The 19,559-nt window shown below is 38.3% G+C and carries 20 protein-coding genes; 3 read left to right on the plus strand and 17 right to left on the minus strand.

What is annotated here, in order from left to right; translation table 11 throughout:
• Window positions 1–61 precede the first annotated feature (61 nt).
• From LS684_RS16385 to LS684_RS16430, 10 genes are all read right to left on the minus strand, one after another.
• The gene (locus LS684_RS16385; RefSeq protein WP_233811688.1) at window positions 62–1,159 is read right to left on the minus strand and encodes a nicotinate phosphoribosyltransferase; all 1,098 of its coding nucleotides are present in this window, start codon (window positions 1,157–1,159) and stop codon (window positions 62–64) included.
• A 233-nt stretch (window positions 1,160–1,392) separates the two neighbouring features.
• Window positions 1,393–4,476, minus strand: coding sequence for a DNA translocase FtsK (locus tag LS684_RS16390; protein ID WP_233807513.1), 3,084 nt, complete (start codon window positions 4,474–4,476; stop codon window positions 1,393–1,395).
• 823 nt (window positions 4,477–5,299) lie between these two features.
• Complete coding sequence (locus tag LS684_RS16395) at window positions 5,300–5,560, minus strand: hypothetical protein (RefSeq protein ID WP_233807514.1); 261 nt, start codon at window positions 5,558–5,560, stop codon at window positions 5,300–5,302.
• Window positions 5,561–5,681: 121 nt separating this feature from the next.
• The gene (locus LS684_RS16400; RefSeq protein WP_233807515.1) at window positions 5,682–5,918 is read right to left on the minus strand and encodes a hypothetical protein; all 237 of its coding nucleotides are present in this window, start codon (window positions 5,916–5,918) and stop codon (window positions 5,682–5,684) included.
• A complete protein-coding gene (locus tag LS684_RS16405) occupies window positions 5,915–6,469 on the minus strand; it encodes an RNA polymerase sigma factor (protein ID WP_233807516.1) in 555 nt (184 codons plus the stop codon). The genes LS684_RS16400 and LS684_RS16405 overlap by 4 nt, the downstream gene beginning before the upstream one ends.
• Window positions 6,420–6,794, minus strand: coding sequence for a hypothetical protein (locus tag LS684_RS16410; protein WP_233807517.1), 375 nt, complete (start codon window positions 6,792–6,794; stop codon window positions 6,420–6,422). Before LS684_RS16410 ends, LS684_RS16405 begins: the two co-directional genes overlap by 50 nt.
• Before the next feature lie 181 nt (window positions 6,795–6,975).
• The gene (locus tag LS684_RS16415; RefSeq protein ID WP_233807518.1) at window positions 6,976–7,518 is read right to left on the minus strand and encodes a GNAT family N-acetyltransferase; all 543 of its coding nucleotides are present in this window, start codon (window positions 7,516–7,518) and stop codon (window positions 6,976–6,978) included.
• A 15-nt stretch (window positions 7,519–7,533) separates the two neighbouring features.
• Window positions 7,534–8,340, minus strand: coding sequence for a DUF1444 domain-containing protein (locus tag LS684_RS16420; RefSeq protein ID WP_233807519.1), 807 nt, complete (start codon window positions 8,338–8,340; stop codon window positions 7,534–7,536).
• Window positions 8,341–8,500: 160 nt separating this feature from the next.
• Window positions 8,501–8,812: a thioredoxin family protein gene (locus tag LS684_RS16425; RefSeq protein WP_233807520.1), complete on the minus strand. Its 312-nt coding sequence runs from the start codon at window positions 8,810–8,812 to the stop codon at window positions 8,501–8,503.
• Window positions 8,799–9,827 (minus strand): PTS sugar transporter subunit IIC, encoded by a 1,029-nt coding sequence (locus tag LS684_RS16430; RefSeq protein WP_233807522.1) that lies wholly within the window; start codon window positions 9,825–9,827, stop codon window positions 8,799–8,801. Before LS684_RS16430 ends, LS684_RS16425 begins: the two co-directional genes overlap by 14 nt.
• A gap of 195 nt (window positions 9,828–10,022) precedes the next feature.
• Between LS684_RS16430 and LS684_RS16435 the strand changes: the two genes are divergently transcribed.
• On the plus strand, window positions 10,023–10,403 hold the full coding sequence (locus tag LS684_RS16435; RefSeq protein WP_233807523.1) for a GntR family transcriptional regulator: 381 nt from the start codon (window positions 10,023–10,025) through the stop codon (window positions 10,401–10,403).
• Window positions 10,404–10,405: 2 nt separating this feature from the next.
• Window positions 10,406–11,512, plus strand: a complete 1,107-nt coding sequence (locus tag LS684_RS16440) for a DUF1648 domain-containing protein (protein WP_233807524.1) — start codon at window positions 10,406–10,408, stop codon at window positions 11,510–11,512.
• Window positions 11,513–12,000: 488 nt separating this feature from the next.
• Here the strand turns inward: LS684_RS16440 and LS684_RS16445 are convergent, their stop codons facing one another.
• Both LS684_RS16445 and LS684_RS16450 read right to left on the minus strand, forming a co-directional pair.
• Window positions 12,001–13,221 (minus strand): MFS transporter, encoded by a 1,221-nt coding sequence (locus LS684_RS16445; RefSeq protein ID WP_233807525.1) that lies wholly within the window; start codon window positions 13,219–13,221, stop codon window positions 12,001–12,003.
• Between the two features lie 123 nt (window positions 13,222–13,344).
• The gene (locus LS684_RS16450) at window positions 13,345–13,860 is read right to left on the minus strand and encodes a lipoprotein (protein ID WP_233807526.1); all 516 of its coding nucleotides are present in this window, start codon (window positions 13,858–13,860) and stop codon (window positions 13,345–13,347) included.
• Window positions 13,861–14,021: 161 nt separating this feature from the next.
• Here LS684_RS16450 and LS684_RS16455 point away from each other — a divergent pair, with 161 nt between their 5' ends.
• On the plus strand, window positions 14,022–14,468 hold the full coding sequence (locus LS684_RS16455; RefSeq protein ID WP_233807527.1) for a YtoQ family protein: 447 nt from the start codon (window positions 14,022–14,024) through the stop codon (window positions 14,466–14,468).
• A 42-nt stretch (window positions 14,469–14,510) separates the two neighbouring features.
• On the opposite strand, the gene LS684_RS16460 is transcribed toward LS684_RS16455, so the two are convergent.
• The 5 genes from LS684_RS16460 to LS684_RS16480 form a co-directional block, all read right to left on the minus strand.
• Complete coding sequence (locus tag LS684_RS16460; protein ID WP_233807528.1) at window positions 14,511–15,788, minus strand: MFS transporter; 1,278 nt, start codon at window positions 15,786–15,788, stop codon at window positions 14,511–14,513.
• 23 nt (window positions 15,789–15,811) lie between these two features.
• A complete protein-coding gene (locus LS684_RS16465; RefSeq protein WP_233807530.1) occupies window positions 15,812–16,723 on the minus strand; it encodes an EamA family transporter in 912 nt (303 codons plus the stop codon).
• An 83-nt stretch (window positions 16,724–16,806) separates the two neighbouring features.
• Entirely contained in the window at window positions 16,807–17,511 is a 705-nt protein-coding gene (locus tag LS684_RS16470; RefSeq protein WP_233807532.1) for a helix-turn-helix transcriptional regulator, read from the minus strand.
• Window positions 17,512–17,534: 23 nt separating this feature from the next.
• On the minus strand, window positions 17,535–18,050 hold the full coding sequence (locus tag LS684_RS16475) for a DUF84 family protein (RefSeq protein ID WP_233807534.1): 516 nt from the start codon (window positions 18,048–18,050) through the stop codon (window positions 17,535–17,537).
• 65 nt (window positions 18,051–18,115) lie between these two features.
• Complete coding sequence (locus LS684_RS16480) at window positions 18,116–19,189, minus strand: M42 family metallopeptidase (RefSeq protein ID WP_233807536.1); 1,074 nt, start codon at window positions 19,187–19,189, stop codon at window positions 18,116–18,118.
• Window positions 19,190–19,559: the final 370 nt, after the last annotated feature.

Here is a 19,559-nt window from a genome sequence, read left to right on the forward strand (position 1 = left end):
GATTTGTTCTATTTGTATGCTGAGTTGGAACACTCTTATCACTGGAAAATCGAATATAAGTTTATTCGACTTTTTCTAGTCTTTGGTTTGGTCGATATTTCCGGCCAGCCTTTGCCTCATGCTTTCCGTTGATCATTACATTATCACCGGTAAACCCAATATTAATTTTTAGAAGGCTACTTCCAACCCCGTACATATCAACTGGTACTCCAAGTTCTTCAAACTCATGGATCCGATTCTCGTTGAATCCTCCACTTACAACAATTTTCACATGGTGATAACCTTCATCGTCTAAAGCCTTGCGTAAAGCGAAGATGAGTTCAGCATTCACACCACGTGGGTCAAAGGTTCCAAGCAAATGTTGATTTCGTACAAAATGCTGATCAATCATTGTACGAGATGTATCCACACGAACACCCTTTAACTCGTCTCCAAATTCTCTTGCTACCTTCAATGCATCTGTGATGGCATCGTTATTATAATCAACTAAAGCAATTAATTCGTCCTCTGGGAAGGTTTCTTTGTAAGCCTTTGTTGCGGCAACAAGATCCCCGTTAAACACTTGGATGAGGGCATGTGGCATCGTCCCCATTCCTTTTTTCCCCCACCATTCATTCATCGCATGTGTTGCTTGAGCTGTTGCGCCTCCAATAAAAGCAGCATAACCATCTCCAGCTTGCGTGATATAGTGATCATCACGGTCACCCATAAAAATCACTTTTTTCTGCTTACCTGAAATACCAGCAGCTTTAATCGCGTTATACACATTTGTTGAAACAGAGGTACGGCGTGCTAAAATCCCATCAATAATCCCTTCCAAGTAACCGAAATTCTGATAGGGACCGGTGATTGTCAGAACCGTTTCAAACGGGCTGATTTTATCTCCATCCTTCAATGAAAATATCTCTAGCTCATCAGGATTCTTTGCAAACTCTTTTAACAACGCAATGACTTCATCCGTTCCGCATAAGACCGCATGACTTTTCTGAAAAAATTGCATAGTCACAATATTATCTGTCAAATATTTTTCAACTATTTCTTTTGTTTTCAAAAAATATACTGCTGAAAACCAACCTTCCTTAACACGCTCATCGAATTTGAACGTTTGATTGGTTAAGCGTTTGATTTCACCTTTAAGCTTTAATTCAATTTCCTTCATCATTCTAAATGCTCCTCATAAAATCACATCGTTAATCAATAGGCTCTGTTTAAAAGCACAGTTGATCTTCCATTATTGGAGTCACGAGGCATTTCAAACATAGGCTCTGTTTATATTGATAACAGTTGATAAACAAAGCCGTAATACAAACCAAATAACAGAGCGAATGCGATTAGCAAATGTTCGATCATTAAACTTAGTATTTAAAACATGCAAATAAAGAATACCATGTATTATATGATTGTACTAGTGTCTTGTATCGATTCAAGGTCTGCTTCCGTAATGAGAACGTCTCGAGGCTTACTGCCGCGTGTCTCAGAGATGAATCCTTGCTCCTCCATCATATCAATTAACCTAGCAGCTCGGTTATACCCAATTTTAAAACGGCGTTGTAAGCTTGATGTCGATGCCCCGCCCTGTTCCACGACAAATTCGCACGCTTCAAAGAATAATTCATCTTCCTCTTCATGCACCTGTGATTTTTTCAATAACTCTTCCTGCTGAAAAAGATAATCTGGCTGTCTTTGGTCACGCACATGTGCTACTACATCATCAATCTCTTCATCTGCCACATAGGTTCCTTGAAGTCGAACGGCTTTAGAAGAGCCATTTTCTAAAAACAGCATATCTCCCCGACCTAATAGTTTTTCTGCGCCGCCAATATCAATAATTGTTCTTGAATCCACTTGCGAAGAAACAGAAAAGGCAATTCTTGTCGGAACATTTGCCTTAATAAGCCCTGTTATGACATCCACCGACGGCCTTTGTGTCGCAATAATTAAATGAATTCCACATGCACGTGCTTTTTGTGCAATTCGACAAATGGCTTCCTCTACATCTGCTGGAGACATCATCATCAAGTCAGCTAACTCATCAATTATGATTACAATGTATGGGAGCTTGTCTGAATAACGATTATGCTTCATTGCTAGTTCATTGAACCTTGAAATATCCCGTACTCCTGTATGAGCAAATAGTTCATAACGACGCTCCATTTCGTCTACTGCCCATTTTAATGCGGCCGTTGCAGCCTTTACATCAGTAATAACAGGGCTTACAAGGTGTGGGATATGGTTATATGGAGCAAGTTCAACCATCTTCGGGTCAATTAATAATAATCGAAGCTCCTCAGGCGTTGCCTTATACAATAAACTAACTAAAATGCTATTAATACAAACACTTTTTCCTGAACCCGTGGCACCTGCAATTAATCCGTGAGGCATCTTACGCAAATCAATCGAAATCGGTTTCCCCGATATATCTAAGCCTAATGCAGCCGCAAGTGGAGACTCATGGTCTTTAAACTCTTCACTACCAATAATTTCACTTAACAATACTGGGCGACTTGATTGATTTGGCACCTCAATCCCAATTGTGTGCTTTCCAGGGATAGGGGCTTCTATCCGAATATCTCGTGCAGCTAAGCTAAGCTTTAAATCATCCGATAAATTGGTTATTTTATTTACCTTCACCCCAGGAGCTGGCTGTACCTCAAACCTAGTCACAGACGGTCCTTGTGTCACATTCACCACTTCGGCATTCACATTGAAGTTAACTAACGTTTGATTGAGCAACTCCTTTTGTCCATTAATCCATTCTTCATCTGCTTCTTTAAATACAGGCGGATTTAGCAGCTCAAAAGATGGATGTTCATAAAATATCGACTCCCTTGGCGGAGCTCCCAATTGATTTTCAACCATAAGTTCATTAGATTCCAATTGTTCTTGAATCAGCATGTCATCGAAAGATTCATTGAATTTCTCCGGCCCTAGGTTCAGCTGCTGGGGAGATTCTTTTGACTCCTCACGCTCTTGGGTTAGATGTTGTGAGTGCGGCATTTCCTCCATTCCTTCTGCTACAGATCTTGCTTGTGTATAAGGAGCCACATGTTGTTCAGCTAAAGTGGCTTTCTTTTGCGCTAGCTTTTGCTTATCCTGCTTCAGCATAATAACATTAAAAGGAATATTTCTACGTCTTTCACGAGGCGTTTCTTCTTTTGAATCAGTATCAGCCACTTCTTCATCTTCTTGATCTAAAATAATTGATACAAACTCTTCCTCACGCTCTTGTTCTACTGTCATTGACGCAGATTCTTCTTCATCATTTTCCTTCTCTACTGCCACCTTCACAGTCTCTTCTTCATATTCCTTTTCTATTGTCATTGACGTAGATTCTTCTTCTCCCTCTAGTACTATTAACTTTGAACTAGACTCGTTTGTATTTTCTAGTTCTACTGAGTCTTCCTGAAGGGCTATTTCTGTTGTTACTGCCACTTCTGCTGAATAGCCCATAAGCATGAAAGCTTCTTCTGAACGATCTGTTTCTTCCTTTTCATGATCGTTCACATCTTCTTCCTTAGAGAAGATATCCTCGGTTTCATCAGCTTCAAAATAGAATTTATCATTCTCTGTGGGATGTTCAATTTCTTTATGGCTACTATAGTCATCTGGTCGAGTTACTATCTGGTCTTCTTGATTTTCTACTTCTTTCACTTCATTTGATGTTAATGAATCTTCTCTGTGCACCACATTGTATTCGAATATTGGGGCTTCATTTTCTACTGTTGGCAAATCTGTATCGTCTGGTTTTGGATGGTCAGCTTGTTCTTCCCACTTTAATCCCAGCTCATCAATTGATGTCTCTTCTACTGTTTTATCTTTTTGATCATCTATTTCTGCTACCTCAAGTAGCCGACTAAGAGATCTATCCATTTGCTTTGGAACAATAGGAGTTTCTTTCATACCTTCCATTAAAAGGGGATCACCCTGATTATTGACTACAGTCTCATTTGAATTTTTTATACGAAACGGTGTTTCAGTTAATTCAAATTCAACAGTCGGCTTTGGCTTAGGCCGGGAATATCCATAGATCGGAGAAGGAATTTCTGTCGGTCTAAATGGACGTCTTTTCCCAATAGCCGCTTTTTCTTCGTTTCTCGTTCGCGGAAGTTCATTTGAACTGTCCCTATTCTGAGTACTCGCTTGATGTGATTCAGGCTCTTTCACTGGTTGCTTAATAGAAGAAGCCCTTTCTGCCCTTCTTGACATCCTTTGATTGGATTCAATCGACACAACACTTTCCTGATTCGGTGAGGTGGATCGTTCTCTACTTTTATATAACTCCTCATCAGGAATTAAAGGAAATCGAAAGTTGCCTTTTGGATATTGATAAAGAACCTTTGCACCTTGACCATTTTCGCTGGTGTTATTGGATTTTTTTGGTTCAGCTGGCGCATCTTTCTCTTCTATCCAATCGTTCATATATTCATCTTCAGCATGTACTTTAAACATTTTGGTAATTCTTTTAAACCAACTCACTCAAATCACTCTTTCTACTTTCTTCTATCATTCTATTTTATCAGTAATTCTTAAAAATTCGAGTTAAAATAAGAGATTGAGCCGAAATGTAGGGGACTCTTTCCAATTTCAAGGGGAATATACCCACAATCTATTACATAGGTCATCTTTAATATTTGGGATATCCGTAACCTCCTTCGAAATATCCGTGAAAAAATTAGGATTTTCAGCAGCTTCGATGATTATATCCGTAACTACTTATGACTTATCCGGAGAGTTTGTCTAATGGTTCACCCGGTTATTCGCATGTAATTTATTTTCTTTAAAAACCAAACCTTATACGGGAATGAGTCGCCTATGAAATGGGAGGGAAAATAGTGGAAGACATAGTTAATTATTTCAATGAAGAAATTGAAGTGCTAAATATAGATGAAATAATCGAATTCTATGGAGAAGACATTTGGAAGCTTTTTTTTGCTTTCCTGTCCGATATTGGCTTCACTTCGGACTCCGTTTCCTCTTCTCCTTGCTTTCCTGTCCGAAATTGGCCTCACTTCGGACTCCGTTTCCTCTTTTTCTTACTTTCCTGTCCGAACTCACCCTCACTTCGGACTCCGTTTCCTCTTTTTCTTACTTCCCTGTCCGAACTCACCCTCACTTCGGACTCCGTTTCCTCTTTTTCTTACTTCCCTGTCCGAACTCACCCTCACTTCGGACTCGATTTCCTCCTTCTACAGAAAATCAAGGCAGTCACAGGTAAACTAACAAGCACTATCATGTCACAAAAAACACACCATGAATCTTCTCATATAAAATGCCCAAACCTTCTAAAGGCTTGAGCAAATTAAATTACACGAGTTATTAAAAAACTTAGAGCTATACCTACTAATAACAAGTCAGCCATTGCTATTTTCGTATTTCCTTTTTTTATGTTGATTCTATAATTAATAATACTTTTCACTGTCCAAAAAACGATGATTAAGAACCATCCAATAAAGTCATTCGTATAATCTTCATCAAATATAACGATAAAGGCAGCTATAATAATACAAATAAGAATGCTGTTAGACACTATTTTATATATTTTTGAATCACTATTTTTCATGTTTCCCCTAGGCTCCTTAGCTCATAATAAATTAATTATGCAAAAGCCCCACGCTCCCAATCTGCCCCCATACCTTCTATTCTATTTTTTCTTAGAAAAGACGAAAATCTACTACACCAATCTATATAAGAAAGATTGGAGTGAAAAATATGAATAGTAAGCAAATCAGTGGATAAAATACTAGCTTCGTTATAGAGTTTCCTTTAATTGAAAAAATCTCAAGAGGATCCATCGCGGGAGCGTGTACCCAGTTCGCTAGTCTATCTAGCTTTCTTAATTTAGTTGGAATTTCAGGAAGATCCACATGAAATTCATCCAGTTTGGTTTGAAGCTCCTTAGGAATCTCGCTTTTACTCATTCCTTCACCTCCAGTAAAATCTTTAATTTCTTCAACGAGGAATGAAGCCTTGATTTCACGGTCCCTACTGGAATTTCGAGCACCTTCGAAATGTCCTTTTGTGTGAGATCATGATAATACGTTAATAAGATAACGGCCCGTTGTTCATTAGGGAGTTGCTGTACAGCTGCTTGAATGCTCAATTTATCCTCAATTGCTATTTCAGGTTGATCATTTCGATGGTATAAATAGGGAAGTAGCTTTTTCAATCGATTCCGCCTTTTTAGCCGGTTCATCATTTCCTGATAGGCCATACCAAATATATACGTCTTCAAGCTAGCTTTGTTCTCATCAAACCGAGATTGATATTTATGAAACCGAACAAATGTATCTTGTACAATATCAATACTTAGCTGTTCATCTTGACAGTAACGGTATACAAATTGGTAGATTGGCGCCTTATAGAGAATGAAAATAGTCTCTAATGACATTTCTTTTTTTGCATCCTCAGGTAACTGTTCATTATGATTTAAACTCATCGGACCACCGCTCTTTAATTCCTTTAAATACATAAGCGATCCTCGTAATAAACCAAATCATCGTTATTAATGAAAATAAAAAGGTCTGGTGGATAAAAAATTGTATGAACGGGCTATCGATGTTATCTCCTCTAAGTAAGAATACAAATAAGCCGATAATACACAAAAATGTGTAGGCTGCAGCTAATATAATGGTATAATCCCACCTCGTCCAGTAAAAATAAATATCGGACTGACGAAAATCAATATTCCCCATTTTGTCGCGAACAACCTTCTTATTCATGGTACTAATTACTGTTGCAAATATCGTACCAAGAACCACTCCTACAATTGTGCTAACTAACCATCCTAGTGCCATAGGTGATCCTCTCCTTTTCAACGATCTACTTCTTTATACAACCGAGCCGCTAAAAAGGTTCAGCGCTTAGTTGATTTTTTTTCAACTGAAACACTTATGATATGAAAATTGAAAGGATAATGAGAGTGTAATCCTCAAAAAAGCTCGTGTAGGAATAGCAATTCATTCCCAACGAGCTTAGTTAAAATGGAGACAAAACTTGCACCTTCCAGATCATATGATGTGCGCCTTTTCCCCAATAGTCTTTTAGGTAGTAATTTGGTTCTCCGAATTTTTTTGTCCATATTTTTTGAGCCATTGTATATCCACTATCTAAACAGAACTCTTCAATTCCCTTTTTCTTTAACGTAGCAAACATTTTTTCTAGCAGCTGGTTGGCTATGCCTTGCCCTTGAAATTGAGGATGAACAAAAATGGTCCCTACCTCATAGAGGTTTGCGAATAATCCATTGGTACATTTGGTTATTAGAGAACTTGCTGGACCAAATTCAATTGTTCCTATGATTTGATTACCGTCACATGCAATAAGAAAGTGTCTGAGCACCCCGTCACTTTCAAAATCAGCATTGAGAAAATGAGCCTTCATGTTGATTTCATCCTGCATATCTTTAACCAAATGTCCGATCCCTTCCTTATGGAATGTATCTTTTATGACCGTATTAAAAAATTCTATTAACTCTACTTTTTCGCCTTTGCGCGGCCTTCTAATCTCGATATGCTTCATACGTTTTAGTAAACCCTACTTCGTATTTTTATTATTTTTTCCAAGAATAAATATAGGTTCAAGCTCTCCATCTTCATATAAGAAGGACAAAGCCGTAATTGGCACTCTTCCACTTGTGAAGAAGCTCATTGTAAGTTCAGCAAGAATATCGTAGCCCGTTTCATTTTCGATATCGGCAAAAATTAAAACATCTTGATGGGGAACTGCCACGGCTAAATTCCCTTTCATCTGTGACTTCATATCCTTTAATAGGCGTTCATTTAGAATTCTACTCGCATCATAGCCATCATTTTGATTTAAAAAGTAGAAGGTGTTTCCTGCTACTTGATCTGACTTCATGCTTGTAGATAAAGAACGGAGATTAAATAAGGCTATTTCCTTTATGCGATCATGGTCCCAGCCTTCTTTCTCCATTAAGCGTTGGTCAATCAATCTATAGCTTTTCTCGAGGTCTAAAGCATAATAAATTCTCGTTTCAGCTGTATGCTCATCCACTAGAAAGGGAACACCTTCTTCCGCTTCCATTGGAAATGAAGTTGAGCGAATGACAGGAAAGATTTTCTTTTCCTTTCCAGTTAGAACTATATCTCCCACCATGGCGTTTAAGCCTTCTTCCACGTAATAAACAACCTCATCAATTGCCTTTTCCTTTTGTAGCTCCCATTTCGCTATGATTCCCGGTAAAGAAATAGTGATTCCTTTTCCAGTTTCTTTATTCTCAATTCTCAGCTGATCTTTTTTACGATCAAATGAAAATGTTCTTGTTCCATCGTTTAATTTATTTTCCAATTCCTTTTTCATGCGAATGCTATCCATCTTCATAGCTTGTCCCTCCTTCTAAGGGTTTGTCGTACCTTATTGTACATGAATTCTAGATAAAATGCAGGGATTCAAATTTCTCCTTCTAATTCCCAAAAAGAGTCATACAACATTTCCTTTCAAAAAAATAAGCCCCACTAAGGGAGCTTATCTTGGTTTACGATTACAATCCTGTAATAAATTCTTCAATTTGCTCTTGTGTTTTACGGTCTTTGCTAACAAAACGACCTAGTTCTTTTCCATCCTCAAATGCGACGAAACTCGGAATACCAAAAATATCCATGTCCATACAGAGATCGATATAATTATCACGGTCTACGTAAATAAAGACATACTCGTTAAATTTTGCTTCAATTTCAGGTAATACCGGGTCGATTACTCGGCAATCTGGGCACCAGTCAGCAGAAAACATAAAGATATGTTTTCCGTTATCTCTCATTTCTTGAAATTGTTCAATTGATTCAAGCTTTTTCATGTACTTCTCCTCCAGTATGAATTTTCATATCACCAAGCTTTATCCAGCCTTTTTTTCTCATATATTCAGATAATAGCAGGCTTATGATGGCTGGTCCAATAAAATGCAACATGGCAACCTTTATAAGCGTGCTTACGCTAAATCCCATCGTCGTAAATGTCATAATCTGTCCTACTAAACCACTTGTTCCCATACCTGCACCAGAGGCATTATTCTCCATGATCCACACAGTCGTTCCAACTGGAGCAAGCAAAGCTCCTGCTACTGTTGGTGGAATTAAGATAAGTGGATTTCGCACAATATTTGGAACTTGAAGCATAGATGTTCCTAGTCCGATTGCTAGTATGCCACCGGTTTTATTTTCTCGATAACTACTTACTGCAAAGCCGACCATTTGCGCAGCACATCCTATCGTTGCCGCACCTGCAGCTACACCATGTAGGTCTAAAATAAGCGCAATGGCTACACTTGAAATAGGAGCTGTTAAAGCAAGCCCCATAAGAACAGCGACAACGACTCCCATCAGAATCGGCCTTTGCTCCGTCCCCCACATGATTACACTTCCTAACCCTTTCATTACATAATCGATACCAGGACCAACCAGAGTGGCTACGCTAAAGCCAATAAAGATGGTTACGAGTGGAGTAACGATGATATCAATTTTCGTTTCTTTACTGACGAGTTTTCCGACCTCAACTGAAATTACTGCAGCAATGTAACTTCCAGCTGGCCCACCCAAAGATGCCCCAGCAGCTCCACTAATTAGTGCTGAAAACATTACAAGGGGTGGTGCTTTTAAGCCATAAGCAACCGCAACCCCAATTGCAGGACCATATAGCCCAATTGCAGTCGTTCCCATTTCCGATAGAAACTTAATAGCTGCTTGGTCACCAATTGTTTTAATGATTATTCCAATAATGAGCGATGCAAACAAACCTAAAGCCATACTGCTTAATGCATCAATTAAGTAAACTTTGACAGAAGGACGAACACCTTTCTTATGTAAAAAACTCATTTGCTTTCACCCCTATTTATAGTCACGACATCTGACAAGACAGATTTTATTATAAGGAAACTAAATAGAAAGTTAAAGCATTTTTCTTCTATTAGTTTGAACATAAAAATAAAAAATAATCTTCTTCTTTATAATTGTTATATACTTTGTATAACAGATTTGTTATACTATATATATAACAAAAAGAGGTGATTCATGTTGATTACTATCGATCCAGAATCAGACATTCCTATATTTATCCAATTAACAAATGAGATTATTGAAGCAATTGCGAGAGGTTCCTTGTCAACAGGTGATACGTTGCCTTCTGTTCGTTCCTTAGCAAGTGACTTAAGTATCAATATGCACACTGTTAACAAGAGTTATCATGAGCTCGTATCAAAGGGTATTATTGAGATTGTTCCCAAGAAAGGAGCGGTTATTGTTTTGAAGGAGGGTGGCCTATCAAAAGATCGTCTTCAATCTATCGCAAAAGAATTTAGACCATTAGTTGCTGAAGTATTAGTTAGAGGAATGCAAGAAAAAGAGCTTCAACAGCTTATTTCTGACATCATAACAAATATTAAGGAGGGCTAAGAATGGAATTTTATCTACTATTAATGGTTCTATTGTTTGTTTCGGCTATTCAAGTGGCTATTCCTTTCATCATAAAACGCACGGTTGTCTTCGGGGTTAGTATCCCATATGAGCAAGCCAAAAATCCAGAGGTGATAGCGTTTAAACGAATATATGCACTTATTACTCTGTTAATTGGAGCAATCGTCACAATTGGATTTATCATTTTGCAACAAAGTTATCAAGATGGAACAGAGCTTGTTGTGTACGGTGTAGCTTTTCCTTTTATCATTCTCTTCTCAAGTCTAGCTCTCTATTTTTATTTTCACTTTAAAATGATTAAACTAAAAAAAGCAAAACAGTGGTACAGCATGGTAAAGCAGGTCCGTATAACAGATTTAACGATAAGATCAAAGGATGAAATGCTTCCTTCATTCCTGCATTTCATTCCTTCCTTGCTTACGATTGCATTAATGTTATTGACTGTTCCGCTATATGATCAATTGCCTAGTGAAATTCCAACTCATTGGGGACCGAATGGTGAGGCAGATGCCTTTACAACTAAAAGCTGGTTGTCAGTCTTACAATTACCGATCATTCTGCTGATTCTACAATTTATGTTCTTCGGTATAAACTTAGCCACCATGAAATCAGGCATAAAGGTAAATGCAGGTAACACTCAAGCATCAAGTCTTAGACAATTAAGACTTCGTAAATATACAAGCTGGTTTTTATTTGTAACTAATTTGCTGATGACGATTTTATTTAGTTTCTTACAACTGAATTTACTATATGAAGACCTCATCGGTAATTCAATATTAGTTGTAGCTCCTTTATCCTTTTTCTTCATAACCTTAGCTGGTGCACTTTATTTAGCGGTTAAAGTCGGAGTTGTTGATTCAGACTTAGAAGGAAAGGTAATAGTAGAAGAAACAAATAAACAAGAAGGGATAGATGAAGATCAATATTGGAAAGGCGGATTAATTTACTTTAACCGAAATGATCCTTCTATTTTTGTAGAAAAGCGCTTTGGAATTGGCTATACTATGAATTTTGCCAATCCGCTTGGATATTTCATCCTACTCCTCCCCATAGCGCTTATATTGTTTTTAGCTTTTGCTAACTATTAACATATTAGAAAAAAGGGATATTATCGATATGAGGCTGGAACGTAATTAAATGACTCTTTCTCAAAGACGAACAATGACTTTTTTAAAATAGTTAGGTCGTAAAAACAAGTTCGTTCCACCTGCACTGCAGATACTCACTTTCCGCGGGGAGGAAGCTGGGCTTCCCCCCTGCGCTTTGGTGTCTCAGTCTTTCCTCTATTTCCCTTAGTAGTCGAGTGTCTTCCGCTTCATTCCACTTTTTTAAAAAATTTGTTATCCGAACAAATAAAAATACCCGAAGCAGTAAAAGGAGATAACTCCTGATCGTTCGGATAGATCATTGACTGAAATACGTTTGTCCCAGCCTTCAGTCATTTTTGAGGGAAGTGGTAGAGAAAGCACTGCTTTCCGAGAGAGCGGAGAACTTTCTGAAGGCACCTCCCATCAACTGGTTTGGGAATTTTTTTATAGTCTGAGGTATGTAAAATAAGATGACAAACCTTTTCATTCTAGCGGTTGAGCTCTTCAGATTCTTCCATGAAATATGTTGCTTTCGTTGGCATTAAGATCATGAAGAGAGCAAATCCAAATAGAGCACTGATTACAGAAAAAATGATACAAACCAATTGAAGAGAAAGTATTTCAGAGAGAAAGCCAAGTATTAATGTAAGTCCAATTTGAACGATCCCTTGAAACATATCAGCCACACTCCCAAACCTTCCCATCAATTGAACTGGCACATGGTTTTGAAAATAAGTGGCATATCCAGCATTCGCAAAAGCCATAAAAAATCCTAAAAACACAAAAGATAAGGTAGCACTTAAGAAAGTCGACGATGTATAAAAAAAGGTATAACCAATGGATGTAAGAAGCACTCCCCCACCGATATATAGCTTTAAAGGAACCCTCCTCGCAACCAATGAAGATACAAATGCGCCTGTTATGGCACCAACCCCGGTTAAACTAACAATCAGGCCATAATCTTGATTCGACAATATAAGAACTTTTTTAATAAATGTGACCTCTTGTGAATCTAAGGCGAAGCCAATTAACATGGCAATCTGAAATAATAAATATACCCTGATAAAAAATTTAGCCTTTATGGCAAACATTGTGACTACCTTCCAGTCATGCAGAAGTGTTTGGAATCTCATTGGTTCTCGGACATGGTCATTGTCTTTTTCAACATTAGGTAAGAAATAAATAACAAGGGCACAAACCAAAAAGGTCATCCCATTAATCAAAATACAAAGCTCTGTTCCAACAAACATAATTAGAAAACCCGCAATTGCCGGACCTAATACAAAAGCACCTGAGCTTGTCATACTCATAATTGAATTAAACCGTTTCCGTTTCTCTTTAGGAACTAATTTCGTAATATAAGCAGATGAACTTGGACCAAAAAACGCGCCGACCACATTAACGACGAATAAAATAAAATATATTATCCATAGCTCCATAATAATGGGAAGCAACAACACGAATAACCCTCTTAACACATCAATGAGAATCATGAGCTTTCTTTTGTTCACTCGGTCAATTACACTTCCAGACCATGTATTCGTAATTAGAGTTGCAATTGGCCTAATTACATAGATTCCAGCGACTGCTGCAGCTGAGCCAGTTAAATGTAATATGGAAAGATTAAGTGCGATCAAATAAATCCAATTTCCTAAATTGGAAATTCCTATTCCTGCTATTAATAGTGCAGGATACTTCCAAGACGTCATTTCTTCACCCTAATTCATAAGGAACTAATAAGAATTTTCAATTATTTTAACATATAGCTCCATACTTTTCATTCCAAAAAAAAAGATAGTAGGACCTTTCGTCACTACTATCGATAGATTATTTTATTCGTCTTTCGTTTGAACAGAATTGGCAATTTGAATCAAAGTTTTGGCTTCTGTTTCCAAGTTACGAACCTTCGTTTCGGTAGACAACTTTACGCCACCAATTCCGATAATCAGATTATTCTCTTTCTCACTTTTGTGATTAACAAGCAGAAAACCAAACCTATTATCGTCTGTTATGGTTTCATTTACCTCAAAGGCATCCTTTGATTGACTTGTCGTTTCATAGACGATTCTGCTCGAGGTATCTTCCTGTTGATTGTAAAATAAGATGTATTTTTTTGAGCCGTTTTTTAATATCACATTGTTTTTTGATTGCTCTTCAATTTCAAAGCCAAATGGCAAATAGAACTGTATATCTTCATTTTCTTTATTTGTCTTCTTCGGCTCTTCTTGAAAGCCCGTCTTAAAGGCATCTTTCACTGCTACTTCCTCTTCTTCAAAGGATACTCCGCAAGCACTTAGAGCGGTGATTGCAATTACCATAAGCAAGGCTTTTATGGTATATTTCATCATACTATTTTCCTCCCTGCTAAGGAACTAGTTTTCTTATATTATCATACCCTTCATCCTAATAAGCTGACAACCCTTCCAATACAATTTAGCATATTATTGTCAATAACCAAACAAAAAATGGTAAAATATGAACAGAAGCCGAAGATATGAGGAGGAATCACATGGAGTTAACCGTTTACCTTGCTGGAGAAATTCACTCTGATTGGCGAAACGAATTGAAGAAGAAGGCTGAAACCCTTGAATTACCTATTCAATTTGTAGGTCCCATGGAAAACCATGATCGCTCTGACTTAATTGGGGAAGAAATATTAGGGGAGCAACCAAATCCAATTTTCCGAGATGATGCAGCTTCAAGCTTTAACAACTTAAGAACGGAAGTACTGATGCAAAAATCAGACTTGGTAATCGCGTTATTTGGCGAAAAGTACAAGCAATGGAATACAGCTATGGATGCAAGTGCAGCAGTTAACTTGAACAAGCCATTAATCGTCATTCGTCCGAGAGAATTACACCATCCTTTAAAAGAGCTTTCAAGAAAAGCAAGTGTAACAGTCGAAACAATTGACCAAGCAATTAAAGGGCTATCCTATATTCTCGAAACAGAATAAGAGAGGCATGAGAAAAAGAGCTTGTTCGTTCAAGCTCTTTTCTTATGAAATTGACTGCTGTTGGCTTCCTACTAACGAGGGCTGTTTTTTAATAATAATGACAAATAAACTTGCCAGTCCGCAGAAAATACCTGCTAAAAAAAATGCCCAAGTGTACGAATTAACCCATTGGTAAACCATTCCTCCACCTAGTGCGGCAACTGCAGCCCCAGCTTGATGAGCGGCAAAGATCCAGCCATAAACAATCCCACTTTTCTTCAGTCCAAACACTTGTCTTGAAATCCCGACTGTTGGCGGAACCGTCGCGATCCAATCAAGACCATAGAATACAGAAAAAACAATAAGCATCCCCATCGAACCTTGCTCTAATGCGAATGGAAGGAGAAGGAGAGAGCCACCTCTTAAAGAATAGTACCAAAACAGCAGCCAGCGATTATCGAAGCGGTCAGACAACCAACCAGAAATCGTTGTTCCAACTAAATCAAATATTCCCATAAAGGAAAGAAGTGAAGCAGCGGTAACAAGTGGAATGCCGAAGCTAAGGCAATAGGAGACAAAATGGGTTCCAATCAGCCCACTTGTAGAAAGTCCACAAATGAAAAAACTGCCTGATAGAAGCCAAAACTCTTTTACTTTTACAGCTTCTATTAATCCGGCAAATGCAAGGACGATCGGATTTCTTTTTTCATTTTCTAAGTCAGCTTCCACCTCTTTTTCTTGACCATACGGAAGCACCCCTGCATCCTTTGGTGAATTTTTCATAAAGAAAAGGATGACAAATAGCATGACAATACTACACATCAAAATTAAGCCAACTGCATAACGCCATGAATAATTCTCGATGATGATTGCTAAGATGGGGAGCAACACTAATTGGCCAGTTGCCGTACTTGCAGTCAATATCCCTAAAGCAAGTCCCCTTCTCTTCTCAAACCAACGATTGGCAATATACGTACTTAAAACGGTGAGGAACACACCTGAACCTAACCCGATGATGATTCCCCAAATTAATAGCAACTGCCAGGAATCCTGCATAATAAAGGTAAGGGTAAGCCCGATTATTAATGTGGCCATGGAAAGACTCATAATCTTTTTTAATCCAATTACCTCGATTAAAGCTGCCATAAAAGGACCAGAGATTCCATATAAAAATAAACCAATTGCAAACGCTAATGAAATCATGGACCGATCCCAACCAAATTCCTTTTCAAAAGGGTCAATAAATACCCCGGATGACGACCTTACAATCCCTGCTACAATGATTGAAAAGAAAGCAATGGTTAATATCATCCAGCTATAATGAAGTCTTCTTCCCTTCATATCAGCCACCTACAATTCTTCCATTATATTAAATTTTTCCTTATATCACTTGTATGAACAATGGAGGCATCGCTCACTTTATTCGAATACAGGACTAATAAACTGATTCCAATGATTAGCAGAATTAAGCCTACCCAAGAAATCATACTTAGTCTTTCACCAACTAGAAAAACACCTAATAGAGCAGCTGTTAGAGGCTCCGCAAGCGAAAGGGTAACAGCTGTTGAGGCAGAAATATGTTTAAGCCCCTTAGCAAAGAGAAAATAGGCAAAGCCCGTCGTAACAATTCCTAGATGAAGACTAACCGCCATCCCACTCGGCTCTAGTAACCATGAGAGTTCATAAATAAATAAAAAAGGAGACAGAAAAACCGCACTTATTGAAAAAACAACTGCTACTACCGCTAAAGAAGAATCTCTTTTCACTAAGCTTTCACTTGCTAGTGTATAACAGGCAAAAGACAACCCAGCCCCAAGTGCCATAATCACTCCAGAAATATTTACTTGAATGGCATTCGGGTTTACAAACAATAATGTACAGCCGATAATCGATAAAATAGTAGAATACCACCAAACTCTAGATGGTCGCTTTTTCCAAAAAAGCCACTCGAGCAGACCAGATAAGATGGGGGCACTACCAATCGCAATGACCGTACCAATCGCTACTCCTGTGATTGTAACTGCGGTAAAGAATAATGGCTGATAACAGGCCATACTTAACGATGCTACAAGTGTAGGTTTTAAGGGCCAATCCTTCAAATGCAATTTCCCAAATAATAATACAAGCAGCAACAGACTCCCCCCACCGATGGCTAAGCGGATCGAACCAATGGCAATCGGGTGGGCGTCCATTGGCGCAAATGTTTGAGAGGTCCCAGTTGTCCCCCATAAAACCCCAGCAACTAACACTAATATAAATGATAGCTTTTGATTCATCCCATTTCACTCCATAAAAAGAAAGTTAACCTTAATATTAATTGAAACCACCTCTCTTTACTTTACAAGGTTTAACATTCTTTTTATCTGAAATGAAGCTTTCGAAATTGCTGAGGAGAAACTCCTTCACATTTGAGAAACCATCTAGTAAATGATGAAGCATTCTCAAAACCAATTTCTTGGCTAATATTTATGATCGACCAATTGGTAGAGATAAGCAACTGCTTTGCTTCCTGAAGCCGTAGTTCTGAAATATACTCACGTAAGCTCTTGCCCATCTTCCGCTTAAACCAGGAAGAATAATAGACTGGGTGATAATGTTCAATAGCAGCCAGATCCTCTAATTTAATGGGCGACTTATAATGAGTATGAATATAATCTATTGATGGGGATACAGATATCGCAAGCTTCCTCGACACATATCTCGTTAAATCGTGAAGAGATGAGGATGACGTTTGATAGCCATTCATCTCTTCTAGCAATAAAAACCGAATGGCTCCCCATTGCTGATCTAACTCTGAAAACATACTCTCTGTATATTTAGGTAAATAATGCGCGGGGATATCCAGAATTAAAAATTCGTTTCGATCCATTGACCGATAAATATGGTTACACCCTGGAGGTAAATAAAAACAGGTCTCAGGGGTAAGATGTAAATTTTGTACCTTCGTCCGTATATCTAAAGAGCCTTCCAAAGGGAATAGAAACTGGCCAAACGAATGCTGATGTGAATCAAATTCTCTAGAATAGCTTCTTTTTTCACAAGTTACATGTAGACCTTCCTGCAAAGAAACCACCTCCCCGTTTATGACTATTTAATTTGCTTTCGATACTCATACTGCCCAGCTAATAATTTCACTACATGCGTAAACATTTCACTTCTATCTACCAGGCCATTTGTGAAAATCCCTATAGCCCCTTCATTTTTTCGAACGTTTTGTTTATGACTAAAATCATCCATAACTGGCCCCAGTTCTTCTCCATTTAGAAGCCTTGTAGCAATTTCATTTGGCAAACGTATTCTTGCACCACCTGCCACTAATGGAGGTAGGTTTGGCTCTACTAAAGCTCCCCAATTACAAAGAAATAAACCATATTCAGTTTGTTGAACTCCTCCCTCTAGGCCTATGCCGATATCCCCTTTTCCATTCTCAAGGGCGGCTTCTGCTCGGTGGATCGCTCCTTTTATCGTCTCATCATCAGTGAAAGGCTGTTCACTCACACCTGAAGGAACCTGTATCGAAATGACCGTCTCTTCCTCCCCGCTAAAGCATGATTGAACTGCATTTATCTTTACTGGATTCTTTGTTCCAACAAATATTCTCATCAGTATCTCCTAACAAACAAATAATAAATAGAGGAAAAAGAGGCAACAGTCGTCGCCTCCAGAAATTAACTATTTTGACGAATAGAATCTACCGTCGATTGATCACACGCTTTTACTAATTTAACAAGCAATTCCTTTGCTGCTGCATAATCATCTATATGAATCATTGATGCATGTGTATGAATATAGCGTGAGCAAATACCGACAACTGCACTTGGTACACCATCATTGGAAATATGAACCCTTCCCGCATCTGTTCCGCCCTGTGAAACAAAATATTGATATGGAATGTGGTATTGTTCGGCTGTATCTAGGATGAATTCTCTCATACCTCGATGAGTCACCATCGAGCGGTCAAGAATCCGTAATAGGGTGCCTTTCCCAAGCTGCCCAAATTCATTTTTATCACCGGACATATCATTTGCTGGGCTAGCATCTAGAGCAAAGAATATATCAGGTTTAATCATATTGGCAGCCGTTTGAGCTCCTCTTAATCCCACCTCTTCCTGTACTGTCGCACCAGAGTATAAGATATTCGGTAGCTGTTCATCTTTTAGTTCTTCCATTAATTCAACTGCTAAACCACAACCATAGCGATTATCCCATGCTTTAGCTAGAATTTTCTTTTCATTCGCCATTGGCGTAAAAGGACATATTGGGAGGATTTGTTGTCCTGGCTTGACTCCAATTCGCTTTGCGTCCTCACGATCATCAGCACCAATATCAATAAGCATATTTTTCATTTCCATAGGCTTATTCCGCTTAGCTTCATCAAGTAAATGTGGAGGAATTGAACCAATAACCCCAGTAATCGGTCCGTTATCAGTCATAATTTGCACACGTTGAGCAAGTAGAACCTGACTCCACCATCCGCCTAGTGTTTGAAAACGAATCATACCGTTATTTGTAATCGAAGTTACCATAAATCCAACTTCGTCCATATGCCCTGCAACCATAACGGTAGGTCCCGCTTCATTTCCTTTTTTCACTCCAAAAATACTGCCTAACTTATCTTGTACGATTTCATCCGAATACTTTTCCAACTGTTCTCGCATAAACTTACGTACAAGATGCTCATTTCCCGGTGCTCCAGGCAGTTCGGTCAATGTTTTAAATAGCTGTAGCGTTTTTTCATTCATGAATTCTACCCCTTTTTCATATATATTGGCAGACTGCATTTCGGCTCTGCCTAACTGGTATTGCCTATTATGTATAATCATATTTTACAGAACTTTCTTACGTCTTACCACCATTTGAGAACAAGAATAACGCTTTTCCCTATCATTCGTACGATACTACACGTTTTGAATCTGAGAACACACTACCTCAAAAGAGAACAAACATTATAAAATGGTGTATGAAATGAGCTTGTTCTTAAGAAAAAGGCTCTGTTAAATTTTGTTGTTGATTTTAAACAGCAAGTTGATTGTATTGAAAGGTGGGAGACTCAAGTTTCCTGTGGAAAATTGGTTCTAGGATACCCCAAATGAGCGTTAGCGGGGCCACTGA

It is taken from the genome of Cytobacillus spongiae (genome assembly GCF_021390075.1).

What these genes read in the sequence shown, in the direction of transcription:
- LS684_RS16385 (WP_233811688.1), bottom strand. Translation starts at nt 1,159, where the DNA reads ATGAAGGAAATTGAATTAAAGCTTAAAGGTGAAATCAAACGCTTAACC.
- LS684_RS16395 (WP_233807514.1), bottom strand. Translation starts at nt 5,560, where the DNA reads ATGAAAAATAGTGATTCAAAAATATATAAAATAGTGTCTAACAGCATT.
- LS684_RS16400 (WP_233807515.1), bottom strand. Translation starts at nt 5,918, where the DNA reads ATGAGTAAAAGCGAGATTCCTAAGGAGCTTCAAACCAAACTGGATGAA.
- LS684_RS16405 (WP_233807516.1), bottom strand. Translation starts at nt 6,469, where the DNA reads ATGTATTTAAAGGAATTAAAGAGCGGTGGTCCGATGAGTTTAAATCAT.
- LS684_RS16410 (WP_233807517.1), bottom strand. Translation starts at nt 6,794, where the DNA reads ATGGCACTAGGATGGTTAGTTAGCACAATTGTAGGAGTGGTTCTTGGT.
- LS684_RS16415 (WP_233807518.1), bottom strand. Translation starts at nt 7,518, where the DNA reads ATGAAGCATATCGAGATTAGAAGGCCGCGCAAAGGCGAAAAAGTAGAG.
- LS684_RS16420 (WP_233807519.1), bottom strand. Translation starts at nt 8,340, where the DNA reads ATGAAGATGGATAGCATTCGCATGAAAAAGGAATTGGAAAATAAATTA.
- LS684_RS16425 (WP_233807520.1), bottom strand. Translation starts at nt 8,812, where the DNA reads ATGAAAAAGCTTGAATCAATTGAACAATTTCAAGAAATGAGAGATAAC.
- LS684_RS16430 (WP_233807522.1), bottom strand. Translation starts at nt 9,827, where the DNA reads ATGAGTTTTTTACATAAGAAAGGTGTTCGTCCTTCTGTCAAAGTTTAC.
- LS684_RS16435 (WP_233807523.1), top strand. Translation starts at nt 10,023, where the DNA reads ATGTTGATTACTATCGATCCAGAATCAGACATTCCTATATTTATCCAA.
- LS684_RS16440 (WP_233807524.1), top strand. Translation starts at nt 10,406, where the DNA reads ATGGAATTTTATCTACTATTAATGGTTCTATTGTTTGTTTCGGCTATT.
- LS684_RS16445 (WP_233807525.1), bottom strand. Translation starts at nt 13,221, where the DNA reads ATGACGTCTTGGAAGTATCCTGCACTATTAATAGCAGGAATAGGAATT.
- LS684_RS16450 (WP_233807526.1), bottom strand. Translation starts at nt 13,860, where the DNA reads ATGATGAAATATACCATAAAAGCCTTGCTTATGGTAATTGCAATCACC.
- LS684_RS16455 (WP_233807527.1), top strand. Translation starts at nt 14,022, where the DNA reads ATGGAGTTAACCGTTTACCTTGCTGGAGAAATTCACTCTGATTGGCGA.
- LS684_RS16460 (WP_233807528.1), bottom strand. Translation starts at nt 15,788, where the DNA reads ATGAAGGGAAGAAGACTTCATTATAGCTGGATGATATTAACCATTGCT.
- LS684_RS16465 (WP_233807530.1), bottom strand. Translation starts at nt 16,723, where the DNA reads ATGAATCAAAAGCTATCATTTATATTAGTGTTAGTTGCTGGGGTTTTA.
- LS684_RS16475 (WP_233807534.1), bottom strand. Translation starts at nt 18,050, where the DNA reads ATGAGAATATTTGTTGGAACAAAGAATCCAGTAAAGATAAATGCAGTT.
- LS684_RS16480 (WP_233807536.1), bottom strand. Translation starts at nt 19,189, where the DNA reads ATGAATGAAAAAACGCTACAGCTATTTAAAACATTGACCGAACTGCCT.